This is a genomic window from Acinetobacter lwoffii, assembly GCF_019343495.1.
GTDB lineage: Bacteria > Pseudomonadota > Gammaproteobacteria > Pseudomonadales > Moraxellaceae > Acinetobacter > Acinetobacter lwoffii_P.
Genome location: NZ_CP072549.1, coordinates 110859 through 123459 on the forward strand (window position 1 = coordinate 110859; position 12601 = coordinate 123459).

At 43.8% G+C, this 12601-nt stretch carries 13 protein-coding genes; 3 read left to right on the forward strand and 10 right to left on the reverse strand.

Translation table 11 applies throughout. The annotated features are described in order from the left end of the window. Positions 1-143 precede the first annotated feature (143 nt). Positions 144-920 (reverse strand): TrmH family RNA methyltransferase, encoded by a 777-nt coding sequence (locus J7649_RS00520; RefSeq protein ID WP_219308827.1) that lies wholly within the window; start codon positions 918-920, stop codon positions 144-146. A 51-nt stretch (positions 921-971) separates the two neighbouring features. Further along, positions 972-1946, reverse strand: coding sequence for a class 1 fructose-bisphosphatase (locus J7649_RS00525; RefSeq protein WP_219308828.1), 975 nt, complete (start codon positions 1944-1946; stop codon positions 972-974). Between the two features lie 180 nt (positions 1947-2126). Between J7649_RS00525 and J7649_RS00530 the strand changes: the two genes are divergently transcribed. Further along, positions 2127-2312, forward strand: a complete 186-nt coding sequence (locus tag J7649_RS00530) for an NF038105 family protein (protein ID WP_004645674.1) — start codon at positions 2127-2129, stop codon at positions 2310-2312. A gap of 79 nt (positions 2313-2391) precedes the next feature. Here the strand turns inward: J7649_RS00530 and pal are convergent, their stop codons facing one another. The 7 genes from pal to J7649_RS00565 form a co-directional block, all read right to left on the reverse strand. Next, positions 2392-2964 (reverse strand): peptidoglycan-associated lipoprotein Pal, encoded by a 573-nt coding sequence (pal, locus tag J7649_RS00535; RefSeq protein WP_004279115.1) that lies wholly within the window; start codon positions 2962-2964, stop codon positions 2392-2394. Positions 2965-3018: 54 nt separating this feature from the next. Further along, the gene (tolB, locus tag J7649_RS00540; RefSeq protein WP_171064287.1) at positions 3019-4302 is read right to left on the reverse strand and encodes a Tol-Pal system beta propeller repeat protein TolB; all 1284 of its coding nucleotides are present in this window, start codon (positions 4300-4302) and stop codon (positions 3019-3021) included. A gap of 204 nt (positions 4303-4506) precedes the next feature. Next, complete coding sequence (gene tolA, locus J7649_RS00545) at positions 4507-5778, reverse strand: cell envelope integrity protein TolA (RefSeq protein ID WP_219308839.1); 1272 nt, start codon at positions 5776-5778, stop codon at positions 4507-4509. Positions 5779-5781: 3 nt separating this feature from the next. Beyond that, positions 5782-6231 carry a protein TolR gene (gene tolR, locus J7649_RS00550; RefSeq protein ID WP_005103851.1) on the reverse strand — a complete coding sequence of 150 codons (450 nt, stop codon included), beginning with the start codon at positions 6229-6231 and terminating at the stop codon, positions 5782-5784. Then, positions 6231-6929, reverse strand: coding sequence for a protein TolQ (gene tolQ / locus J7649_RS00555; RefSeq protein ID WP_004645669.1), 699 nt, complete (start codon positions 6927-6929; stop codon positions 6231-6233). The genes tolR and tolQ overlap by 1 nt, the downstream gene beginning before the upstream one ends. A 27-nt stretch (positions 6930-6956) precedes the next feature. Continuing rightward, positions 6957-7364, reverse strand: coding sequence for a tol-pal system-associated acyl-CoA thioesterase (gene ybgC, locus J7649_RS00560; protein ID WP_004645668.1), 408 nt, complete (start codon positions 7362-7364; stop codon positions 6957-6959). Positions 7365-7631: 267 nt separating this feature from the next. Further along, a complete protein-coding gene (locus tag J7649_RS00565) occupies positions 7632-8975 on the reverse strand; it encodes an amidohydrolase (protein ID WP_171066784.1) in 1344 nt (447 codons plus the stop codon). 370 nt (positions 8976-9345) lie between these two features. On the opposite strand from J7649_RS00565, the gene J7649_RS00570 reads away from it, so the two are divergent. Together J7649_RS00570 and J7649_RS00575 are read left to right on the forward strand one after the other, a co-directional pair. Further along, positions 9346-10575 carry an acetamidase/formamidase family protein gene (locus J7649_RS00570; RefSeq protein ID WP_219308841.1) on the forward strand — a complete coding sequence of 410 codons (1230 nt, stop codon included), beginning with the start codon at positions 9346-9348 and terminating at the stop codon, positions 10573-10575. Between the two features lie 143 nt (positions 10576-10718). Continuing rightward, positions 10719-11474: a hypothetical protein gene (locus J7649_RS00575; protein ID WP_219308843.1), complete on the forward strand. Its 756-nt coding sequence runs from the start codon at positions 10719-10721 to the stop codon at positions 11472-11474. Between the two features lie 14 nt (positions 11475-11488). Here J7649_RS00575 and ruvB read toward each other — a convergent pair whose 3' ends face one another. Beyond that, complete coding sequence (gene ruvB / locus J7649_RS00580; protein ID WP_004279105.1) at positions 11489-12496, reverse strand: Holliday junction branch migration DNA helicase RuvB; 1008 nt, start codon at positions 12494-12496, stop codon at positions 11489-11491. Positions 12497-12601 lie beyond the last annotated feature (105 nt).

Here is a 12601-nt window from a genome sequence, read left to right on the forward strand (position 1 = left end):
ACACCCACCATTATTCCCAAGTTCATAATCATATAACGTTGGGAATCCTGGTTTGGTTGACAATTAAGTTTATTATTTTTGTAGTTTAATCTATTTTATACACGGGCAGGGTCGTATTAAAACACTGTAACCTAAATCCCTAATTAGATACGTTGACGTACCATTTCAAAAAAACAGATCGAACCCGCAATGGCGACATTCAGTGATTCCTGACCCCCAGGTTGCGGAATGCTCACGGCTTCAGCATGTTGCATCGCATAATCAGACACGCCTTGGCCTTCATTGCCCAGAATCCACACGCAAGGTTTACGTAAGTCTTTTGAATATAGGCTTTCAGCACGGTGTGAGCTGGTTACATAAGCAGGGATTTGAAATTGCTCAAGAATTTGTTCAAGCGAAATATTTTCAAAGGTTTGCAGTGTGAAATGTGCACCCATACCGGCACGTAATACGCGTGGAGACCAGAGCGATGCAGAACCTTTGGTACACACAATTTGTTCAATACCGGCAGCAGCAGCAGAGCGAAGCAGGGTGCCTACATTACCCGGATCCTGTACATTTTCCAGAATCAAAGTGTCTGCTTTAAAATCCAATGCATAATTTGCTGTTGGTAAAGTCACCACAGCTAAACAGGCTAAAGATGTTCCTAAGGTACTTAAATCTTTGTATAAAGACTCGCTTAGAACAAAGACCATACCTGTGTATTTTGCGAGAATTTTCTCGAAATCAGGATGTGAAAGTGCATGTTCAGTGGTGAAAATAGAATCAATTTTACGGTTTTCATGTAACCAGGCGAGAGACAGATGCGTGCCTTCTAAAACCGTTTGACCTTGTTTTTTACGATAGGTATTTTGTTCGATTAAACCACGTAAGTGTTTAATCTTTGGATTGTCTTTTGAATCAAGAAAAAAAGTTGGCATGGGAGATATAATCCACGGCAGCCGATTCAATACCGGCTGCCGCTATAAAAATTAGTTGTGGTAGCTGGTCACAAGATCAACTTCGTTTTTAGAACCAATGATCACAGGAACACGCTGATGTAAATCAGTCGGTTCGATCTCAAGAATACGGACACGACCTGTAGTCGATGCGCCGCCAGCCTGTTCCATCAACATACTCATTGGGTTGGCTTCATACATTAAACGCAGACGGCCTGCTTTAGCCGGATCTTTAAGGTCGTATGGATACATGAAAATACCGCTACGGCAAAGAATACGGTGAATGTCGCCCACCATACAAGCAACCCAACGCATATTGAAGTCTTTTTCACGAGGACCGGTTTTGCCTGCTAACAATTCATCGATATAACGCTGTACTGGTGCTTCCCAATGACGTTGATTCGACGCATTGATCGCATATTCTTTAGTATCTGCAGCTACCTGAATTGCTTCAGAAGTCAGTAGGAATTCTTGAGTCTCAGGGTCATAGGTAAAGAACACTACGCCTGCGCCGACGGTCAATGCCAACATGGTCGATGGACCATAAAGCACATAACCTGCAGCTACCTGATGAACACCGGCTTGCATAAAGTCTTCTGCCTGAGTCACGGCATTTTTTGCAGGAAGAATCGAAAAAATGGTACCAACACACATATTGATGTCGATATTGCTTGAACCGTCTAATGGATCGAACAATACCAGAAATTGACCATTTTCTTGTGCAGGGGTGAATTCATCCAGTTCTTCTGAGGCCAAACCACCCACATTTGGATGTTGCTGCAAGGCATCAATCAAATAGTCATTAGAAATGACATCCAGCTTCTTTTGCTCTTCGCCTTGAACGTTTTCATGCTGTGCACTTCCCAATACATCCCCTAAAGCACCTTTTTGCAGTAATTGATCAATGTCTTTGCAAGTGTTTGCAATCGTTTCAATAACTTGTGCAAGTTCAGGTGTGAGATTCCCGCTTTGTTGTTGTAAAAACTGGGATAAAGTGCGGTATGACATAGGGGAAACTCCAAAACTTAAATCGGGAAAAAATGATCAAAACGATATGCGGCTATATTTTAGATGAGAACGTACTAAAAGAAAAATTAAACTGGATTATTTGTATCGATTTTGCCCTTGCAACTCCTGCGGAAAGTGCTATGTTGAAGACAAAGGAAAATTGAGAATAGGAGCACAGATATGACAACATTGAAGTTTGATGCGACTCCAACACCAAGCGAAGGCATTACTTTAGATGATATCTCTGAAGACAAGATGAAAGAAGCCTGGCGGGATTATGAAGCAAAACCAGAGTACAAACAATTCAATAAACATGACCTGATCGAATCGATGCATCCGGCTGAACAGGATCAGCTTCCAAAGTAGACTGATTCTTTAATTGAAGCCAATAAAAAGCACTCATGATTGAGTGCTTTTTATTTGATGAAACCATCATGAATGAAAATTATTTCAACAATGGTGGTACCGCTTCATAATTAATTTCTACACGGCGGTTTTCTTTCCATGCATTTTCATCATGGCCCGCATTGATTGGCATTTCCTTACCATAGCTGACTGCTTCCAATTGACCAGGATTAACACCAGTCGTTACCAGGAAGCTTTCTACTGCTTTGGCGCGACGCTCGCCAAGTGCCATGTTGTATTCACGGGTACCGCGTTCATCGGTATGGCCAGTGAGTGCTACACGTGAATTGGCATTGGCCATTAGGAACTGCGCATGGGCTTGCAACGTATTTAGATCTTCATTGCTGAGTTCAGTACTGTCATAGTCAAAATGCACCACGCGTTTTGCCAAGAATGCTTTATTTTCTGCAGTAACGCCTTTTGCAGAAGCACCTGCCATGTTTTGTGCATTCAGTGCTGCATCTTCACTCAAGCCTTGAGTATTCACAGTTGTTGTACCGGTCGTATCTAAACCGCCCGTTTGAACTTCAGCGGCAGGCTTACGGCTCGCACAACCTGTCATGACAACAGCTGCTGCTAAAAGTGGCAAGGCAAATAATTTTACTTTGTTCATCTTCATCTCCATGAAGTTTGATTATGGGGTAAAGGGTTTATCAATATAAAAATCTTATTTTGGTGCCCAAGCCGGTTCACGGACTTCGCCCGTTTCACTTGGCAAATTCATACGGAAGCGGCCATCCAGCGACATGATCGACAAGAGTCCGCGTGCACCTTCACGGGTGGCATAGACCACCATCTGGCCATTTGGCGAGAAGCTTGGCGATTCGTCCAGCGTTGTTGGTGTCAAAATGTTGTTCACACCAGAGGTCATGTCCTGAACCGCAACTCGATAGTTACTGCCGCTTGGGCGATGAACTAATGCAAGTTTTTTACCATCTGCGCTCAGCGTGCCGCGTGCGTTGAATGCACCACGGAAGGTCAGGCGTTTATTGCTACTTGATTCAAGATCATGGCGGTAAATTTGTGGAGAACCCCCACGGTCAGAAGTGAAAATAAAAGATTTTCCATCTGGTGAATAACGTGCTTCAGTATCAATGGCACTGTCATTGGTCATACGTTGTAGCTGACGCGTTTCCAGATTCATCTGGTAGATTTCCGGATTACCGTGCATAGAAGCAGTAAACAGCATGCTCTTGCCATCTGGAGAGAAGCTCGGCGCGCCATTCAAACCGCGGAAGCTGGCCAGTTTTTCACGTTGTCCGGTCGCCAGATCCTGTACATAAATCGCCGGGCGTTTAGTTTCAAAGGACACATAAGCGATTTTTTTGGCGTCTGGTGTCCATGCTGGAGAAAGAATTGGATCACGTGAGGTCAAAATAGTCTTTGGCTGTTCGCCATCGGTGTCGGCAATCTGCAAGGTATAGCGTTGTTCTGGGGTAGCAGGATTACGCAGTACATAGGCAATACGTCCGCTAAAGTCACCTGGAATGCCGGTCAATGCCTGATAGATGGCATCACTGATCATATGCGCTGCCTGACGGGTGCGTGAGGCTGGAACAGTTAGTAATTCATTTAATAGATATTGTTTTTTTTCGACATCATAGAGCTGATACTGGATTTCAAAAGAACCATCGGCTGTGGCCTTGGATGAACCGGTGACCACATAGGGAACACCAGCTGATGCCCAAGCTTCTGCATTCGGATTATTCAATGTTGCTGTTGCAGGCAGGTTTTTTGAAGCACTGGTAAAGCGGCCAGAACGATTCAGGTCATTTTCCACAATAGGATAAATGCTCTGATCCTGACTGAAAGGTACAACGGCAATTTTAGGTGCTGCCTCAGGTGCTTTGGTAATTTCCAGATGCAATTGGGCATAAGACTGGGTTGCCAATACAGGGCTTAAAGCGCTAATGATTGCGAGGCAGAGTAGATGTTTGCGAGTCTTTTCCATCATTCGTTATTTACTCAAATCAACGGATTTATTGTATAGGTGCTTGGGCTACATCATCGCATGGATTTAATAGAATAAAACCATGAATTTATGACCAAACTGTTATGACACTGTGAAAAGTGAATGTTATTTAATCAATTTAAAGTGAAGTTTAGCTTAAAAAATAAAAGCCATCACAACATTATTTATGTGATGGCTCCGTTTTTATTGCGCAGTAAAGGTTGAAGTAAAGCTTCGTGCTTCACGGCGTGCATCTGGATCGGATGGCATTGGATAAGGTGCTGCAGCACGGACTGCAGCTTCTACACTGGCTTTCATGTCTGAATCACTTGAATTCACAATGACCGAGACCACACCGCCATTATCATTCAGGGTTACACGTGCAGTGGCACGCTGGCCTGATGATCCGACTGGTGTATCCCAGGCGCGTTTGATTTTGTTTTCAAAATCGCGCTTCGCAGTGGATGCAATCCGTTTTGATTCCGCTTTTTTCTGTGCAGCTTCTTCAGCAGCCTGTTTCGCGGCTGAAGCTTTGGCATCTGCATCAGCTCTGGCTTTTGCTTCGGCATCTGCTTTGCGCTTGGCATCTGCATCAGATTTGGCCTTAGCATCGGCATCTGCCTTGCGTTTGGCATCAGCGTCGGCTTTTGCTTTAGCCGCTGCATCGGCTTTAGCTTTCGCATCAGCGTCCGCTTTGCGTTTCGCCTCTGCATCATTTTTAGCCTTGGCTGCCGCGTCTGCTTTAGCTTTCGCATCAGCGTCTGCTTTACGTTTCGCCGCTGCATCATTATTGGCTTTTGCTGCCGCATCTGCCTTTGCTTTAGCAGCAGCTTCAGCCTTACGTTTGGCATCAGCCTCTGCTTTGGCTTTTGTGGCAGCATCCGCTTTTTGCTTGGCAGCTAAGTCAGCTTTTTTCTGTGCTTCCAGTTTGGCTTTTTGAGCAGCATCGGCTTTGCGCTGTGCATTTAGTTCAGCTTGACGTGCAGCTTCGGCTTCCGCCTTTGATTTTTGCGCTGCATCCGCTTTGGCTTTGGCTGCTGCTTGTTTGGCCTGTTCAGCGGCTTGGGCACGTTTTGCTGCTTCCGCTGCTTGCTGCGCAGCCTTGGCTTGTGCTGCCTCTGCCGCTTTCAGTTCCTGCTGGGCTTTTTGTGTATCGACTTTAGGTGCAGGTGGAGCAGGAGGTGTGGCAGGCGCCGTCGTTGGAACCACTGGAGCAGGTTCTATACTGGGTTCAGCAGTCTGGGTAATTTCTTCTGCGACATTTTTATGTGCAGTTTCCTCAAATTCGGTTTCTTCGCGAGTCACCGGTTTAAGGTCTTCTGGCTTGATCAGAACGGTTTTGATCTGTTTTGGCGGTTCAGGGGGATTACTCATGCCCAGATAAAGTAAGCCCACCAAAGCCACTGCATGGATGCCTAAGGTGAATCCAAGTGCGATGGCTTTTTTCTGAAATGGTGGCTTTTTATAGTCTTTCATACTTTATTCTAATGGCTTGGTCAGTAAACCGACTTGAGAAAGGCCAGCATCCTGCAGGCTGGACATCAAGGCCATGACATCGCCATAAGGACGAGTATTGTGGCCATTGATTACGACATTCAGCACCTTGTTGTCATTTTGCGCCTGGGTTTGGGCATCAACAAGCGTACGCGTCAATTCTTCCAATGTGACTGGGCCAGTCGCCTGATTTTTATATTCTAGATAATATGAACCATCTTCTTTCAGTGTGACAATGGTCGGAGCATCCTTGGATTCGATCGGTAGTCCGTTGGCCTGAGGCAAGTCAACCTTGATGCCACTTGTAATCATCGGGGCAGTGACCATAAAGATCACCAGCAGTACCAGCATGACATCGATATACGGCACCACATTCATGTCACTTTTCAGTGGCTTTTTAATACGCTGAAAGCGTCCTGAACCTTGAATCGCCATTAGTCTTTGTCCTGAGTTACGCCCACAGACTGACGTTGCAATAGCGCCACCATTTCTTCGGCAAACAGCGCACGGTCAGAGTAGACCGTTTCACCTTTGGCTGTGAAGTGGTTAAAGGCCAATACTGCTGGAATAGCTGCAAACAGACCGATCGCTGTTGCAATTAGTGCTTCTGCAATACCGGGTGCGACCGTCGCCAGTGTCACCTGATCAACATCTGCCAGGCCAATAAAGGCGTTCATGATGCCCCAGACTGTACCGAACAGACCGACATAAGGCGCAACCGAGCCAATACTTGCTAATGCACCCAGACCTTGTTCCAGATGACCTTGGTCACGGCTTAAACCGACACGCAGAATACGCTCTGTTCCTTCAATCGACTGGGCAGTTGGCGCATGGCGTTTTTTCAGTTTCAGGAACTCACCCAGACCCTGATAGAAAATATCTTCAAGGCCGGTACGTTTAGAATTGAGTTGTGCATTGTTATACAGGGTGTTCAACTCAGCGCCAGACCAGAAGATTTTCTGGAAATGTTCATCATCGGCCTGGGCTTTTTTATAACTCATATAGAGCCTGGCAATCAGATACCAGCTATATATTGAGGCTAACAGGAGAGAAAGCATCACCAGTTGTACGACAGGGCTTGCTTGTAAAATAAGATCTGAAACTTGAAGAGATGATTCTAACTGAGTCGCCATAGTTGTTACGTGTGCCAATAAATTTTTTTAGTCTTGTTCCAATTCTTTTTGAATTAGTTCGCGGATTTCATCCGGGAGTCGACGTGGTCGCATCTCTGCACTGATACATGCCAACTCAACCTCACCTGATGCAAGCATGATTTCACCACGATAAATATTTTGTTGCAATACAAATGATGAAGCTTTACATGAAATGACACGTGCCGTAACAGTAATTAAATCATCCATCAGGATCGGACGCATGTATTTGACATTAATTTTATGCACCACAAAATTGTAGTCTGTCTGATGCCAGTAATGGCTCACTCCAGCGGCACGTAACCATTCGGTACGGGTACGTTCCATATAGCGAATATGATTGGCGTGATAGACAATGCCACCCGCATCAGTATCTTCAATATAAACGCGGATATTGAATTCAAAGTGATTCGCCATAGTTTTGTTCCATGCAGATTTTCGAAATTTTTGCTTGTTTTTAGATGCAGGAAAGGGATTAGAGTTTGCCGGATTCCTGCCAACAGTCAAGCAATTTAGCGGTTCAAAGTTTAGCATTGTGAGTCTTGAGACCAATGGCACAAGGTGTCAAATCTGGAGAGAAGTCACTAAGATGAAGTACTAAGCGCTTAACAGCTCATTTATAAAACAGCAGCAGATACTAAAATGCGCGAGTCCTTGGAGCCGCGCATTTTTAGTAATAGAAGATTAGCCTTTATTTTTCTGTTTCCAGTTGGCCTGAACCTGCTCAGCTACTTTTGGATAGTCCAGAATAAAACGGACATGGCTTTCGACACCGGTTTTCAAGGTCGCATCATCGACAATGAAATTCGGGTTGTGATTCGGTGCGGCTTTTGCCGGATCCTGATCTGCTGGTGTGGCACCAACAAAAACGAAGAGCGATGGCATGAGCTGGCCATAATAAGCAAAATCTTCACTGGCGCTGGCATTGTTGTCTAAAACATGCAATTTATCTTCATCATGCACGCTCGCTAATGTCGGGCGCATCAATTCAGTCAAGGTTTTATCATTGGTGGTCACTGGTGCATAAGGTGCAATTTCGACTTTCACCTTAACGTCATTGGCTGCGGCATTGTGTTCCAGCATTTTCGGCAAGTCTTTTAAAATGCCCTGACGTACATCTTCACTATTGGAACGAATAGTCCCGACCATATTGACCTGATCTGGAATGACGTTACCGGTAGTGCCGCCCTGAATACTGCCAATACTGACCACACCCATTCCTTTGGTCAGGTCGGCTTTACGGCTGATCAGGCTTTGTAAATTGGTCACCATCTGGGCAGAGGCATAAATCGGGTCTTTACCTGCCCAAGGCATGGAGCCATGTACCTGACTGCCATTCACCTGAATACGTAAATGATCGGCACTATTCAAAATCGCACCATCTTTGTAGAAGATATTGCCACTTGGCATGCCTGCCATGACATGCATCCCGAAAATCACTTCAGGTTTTGGATTGTTCAAGGCACCGTCGGCAATCATTTTGCGTGAGCCAATCTGATCGCCATGAGTGAAGTTATCGATATCTGCACCGCCTTCTTCAGCCGGCTGGAATACGAATACCACTGTCCCCGCAATTTTATCTTTATTGGCGGCCAGAACTTTGGCTGCACCCAATAACATCGCAGTATGTGCATCATGTCCACAGGCATGCATCACATAAGATTCTTTGCCTTGATAAATGGCTTTTTGTTTGCTGGCAAAAGACACCGGTGCTGTTTCCTTAATTGGCAAGGCATCCATATCTGCACGTAAGGCCATCACAGGGCCGGGTTTTGCACCTTTCAATACACCGATTACACCGGTTTTGGCATAGCCTTTACGTACTTCAATGCCGTAGGATTTTAATTCTTTCTGGACCAGCTCCGAGGTTTTGAATTCCATGTTGCCCAGTTCAGGATGCTGGTGGATATGCTGGCGTAATTTGATGGTGTGTGCTTCAGCAGCTTGTACAGAATCATCAATCCAGTCAGCCAGGCTGAATTGGCTGCAGAAAAGAAGAGGGAGACAAAGGGATATCTGCTTATACATATTCATACTTCGGGAGAACCTTAAGAATTTGAAATGGTTAAAGTGATTCTTTAGGATGGCATACTGATCTAAATTCAACCAAAACTCTCTAAGTATTTTTTAATACTTTAAAGGTATTGTTGGTGTTAATATCTGTTCTCAAAGAGCTTTACTTGCTCTTTTACATTGTAAAAATATGTATCTAAATTGATTATTTATATTTATAAGGTATGAAAATCATAAAAATTTCAGGCTGAAAAGGGATTAAAAACGATCACATCTATATCAACAACTCGGATGAAGTGAAGATTTTTTAAACCTCTTAAACTTATTTTGGCACTTAGATTGCATTCACTCTTCCGTAATATTTTTTATGATGGAAATTGAACACATGTTAAAACCTTTGGCTTTATCTCTGGCAGTGGCTTCAAGCTTAAGTTTTATTTCAACAAGCATATGGGCTGAAGACTTTAAAATACTGAAACAGCTGGAAAATAAACCGACATTACTCAAAAGTGGTGAATATAAAGGTCATTATTATGTGCCGAGTACCTTGAATACGATTACGTGGGGTTATCTGCCAAATAAAGATGCAAAACCTGTTTTGACTGTACCTTCAGGTAGCACAGTTACTTTCGATACAGTTTCGCATGAAGGGCTGCTGGAAGATCAAGGCCGCAATGCAGAGAAATATTTCACATCAAAAGGCGTCAAGCCTGAGCATGTATTGGATGAAGCCAAGCTGATCACGAATTCCAAATTGAAACATGATTTCCATAAAGATGGACCACACATTATTACCGGGCCTGTCTATGTAGAAGGGGCAATGCCGGGCGATATTCTAAAGGTGGAGATTTTAAAAGTTGAACCGCGTGTACCTTATGGCGTGATTTCAAACCGTCATGGCAAAGGCACCTTACCCGAATTCCCGAAACGTCAGAAACATGAGCATGCATCTCCAGCCAATCCTGATGCTTATGGCAACGTGTCCATTTTTACCCCAATTGAGAAAAATGCGGATGGTGTATGGGAAGGCGTTTTAAAAACTGAATCTGGTAAAGCGATTCGTTTCCCGCTGAATCCGTTTATGGGCACGATGGGCGTTGCACCAAATACCAGTGAGCCTGTGCACTCTGTACCACCATCATTTTATGGCGGGAATATCGACATCAATGAATTAGGAGCAGGGGCTACGGCCTATTATCCTGTACAGGTGCCAGGTGCTTTGTTCTATACAGGTGATAGTCACTTTGTACAAGGTGATGGTGAGGTGGCTTTAACTGCCTTGGAAGGTTCGGCACGTGCGACTTTAAAATTCACTTTACTTAAATCTGGCAAGGATAAAATTCCAGGTGCAGAGATTAAACAGCCGCTGGCTGAAAATGCTGAATTCTGGATTACGCCGGGTCTGGATGAAGACTTAGATGAAGCCATGCGTAAATCCACCCGTGAAGCGATTCGCTTCCTAGTCAATGAATATGGCATTTCTGAAGAAATTGCCTATGCCTACTTAAGTGCAGCGACTGATTTTGAAGTGTCTCAAGTGGTCGATCGAACCAAGGGTATTCATGCGATGATTCGTAAAGCGGACTTTAAGGAGTTTAAGGAAGACACAAAATAAGTCTAAATAAAACTTAGAAAAAATAGAGTTGTGCTTTTGCCAACTGATTTAGACATGGTCAGTTGGCTTTTTCTTTTGTAATGATTTGAAAATGTTTAGAATGCGAGGGGTAAATAGTCGATTTAAAACAAGAAGGGTCAATTGTGGCAGTAGAAGAAAAACAAGCAGTCATTTTAGAACAGCCTAAAGGTCAGAAAGTATATTTAGATTTACAACATTCGACAGATTGGGTTGTTGCAGCTTCAGTTTTTGTATCGGGTTTAATCAGTCTGTTTGGTTTTATAGTGACGGTTTATGTGGTGAGAAAATCTACAGAAAGTCAAATTAAATCTACTGGGGATTTAATAGAAAGCCAAAGAGATCATTTGGAAAAAGAGTTAGCATTTAAAAATAAACAACTTATAACTCAAAACTTTATTCAATATGCTTCAAGCTTCATTAGTGGACAAGCTAAACTTATTATAAAACTTAGAGATTTCGGGGTATTTTACGGAGCTATTAGTGAAAAGGAAAAATTGGATCGAACTATACATGTAGGACAAATATATCAAGAGTTAAGAGATACTTCGAGTCAGGTATTACAAGATTATCATGTATTAGAATTATTTTTACTTAGTAAAGGTAGAGCTACCAATAATCTAGAAATTAAGAACAGATTATTTTTTAAATTACTATGGCCATATTTAGAACTTTTATTAATGGAAGCAGGGTCTGAACTAATGATTGAAAGACAAGATAAGACAATAACAGAAGTACTAGAACACAGTGAGTTTCAAAATATAGGAATTGAGCTTAAAAAGATTATAGGTGAAGATAATATTACAATTTACTTGATACTAAATGAGCTAAATAGACAGATCAGCAAAATGATTAAAACTGAAATAAAAAAAGCAGCCTAAGCTGCTTTTTAAAATCACTTCTCTTTTGGTTCGGGCGGCGTCATCCCAAACTGCAAATACGCCATATTCGTTGCAATACGACCACGCGCGGTTCGCATCACATAACCTTGCTGAATCAGGTAAGGCTCAATGACATCTTCAAGCGTGCCTGAATCTTCCGCCATGGCAGCAGCCAAGGCTTCAACACCGGCAGGACCACCATCAAAACGCTCAAGCAACATTGATAAATAACGGCGGTCGAGTGTATCTAAACCATCTTTATCGACTTTGAGCATGTCCAAAGCACGTTGGGCCATATCCTGATTGATCTCACCGGTACCTTTGACCTGAGCGTAATCACGAACTCGACGCAATAAACGGTTAGCAATACGCGGTGTACCTCGTGAGCGACGGGCAATTTCTTTTGCGCCATCTCCAGTCATAGGTACATCCATCAAATTGGCTGAACGTTTGACAATGTGGGTTAAATCTTCAACCGAATAAAACTCTAAACGCTGTACGATTCCGAAACGGTCACGCAGCGGAGAGGTGAGTAGACCTGCACGTGTGGTTGCTGCAACAAGCGTAAATGGCGGTAAATCCAGTTTAATCGAGCGCGCAGCCGGGCCTTCACCAATCATGATGTCGAGCTGATAATCTTCCATCGCCGGATACAGGATTTCTTCAATTACGGGGGAAAGGCGGTGAATTTCGTCAATAAAAAGGACATCGCCTTCTTCCAGATTCGTTAGCATCGCGGCTAAGTCGCCGGCACGTTCCAGAACCGGACCAGAAGTTGACTTAAGATTGCCACCCATTTCTCGGGCAATAATATTGGCCAACGTTGTTTTACCCAGACCTGGCGGACCAAAAATCAAGGTGTGATCGAGGGCTTCTTCACGGCCGCGGGCTGCACCAATGAAAATTTCCATCTGCTCACGAACCACCGGTTGACCGATGTAGTCATCGAGGGAAGTTGGGCGGATGGCGCGATCGAAATGATCTTCGGGTTTTTCAGAACCACTGATGAGACGGTCTTGCATATCTATTAACTTAATCTCTTTATTGAAGCTGTTTGATGCTGCGGAAACAGCCTCAAATAATGATTTGTGTTTAGTTGCCATTGTGTAGGCGTTGTTTTACTTTTG